At 53.6% G+C, this 308-nt stretch carries 1 pseudogene; it reads right to left on the minus strand.

Annotated elements, in window-relative coordinates:
- A pseudogene (locus MXD62_RS08210) lies at window positions 1-308 on the minus strand (ATP-binding protein); the annotation flags it as partial.

Genomic DNA, 308 nt, shown 5'->3' on the forward strand with positions numbered 1-308 from the left:
GATTAGCAGACTGACCTTCTTGTACTGGGCGATCACTTTCTTGTACGTGCCTTCCCCACGGGCGATGGCCAGATCGGTCAATAGCTCCGGCAGCCGGATATACTTGTGGTCAGGAACTGCCGACAGGCGGAAATCCCGAGCGCGCTTCCGATATAGGTTTTCCCGGCGCCGGATGCTCCCATGAGAATGACGTTGTGCTTCTCATGAATGAAGTTGCCAGTGGAAAGTCGCAAGATTTGAGCTTGATCCAGTCGCCGATCCGCATGATACTCAATATCTTCAACACAGGCGTTTGGATAGCGGAGCGT

Source organism: Frankia sp. Mgl5 (assembly GCF_023242985.1).
GTDB lineage: Bacteria > Actinomycetota > Actinomycetes > Frankiales > Frankiaceae > Parafrankia > Parafrankia soli.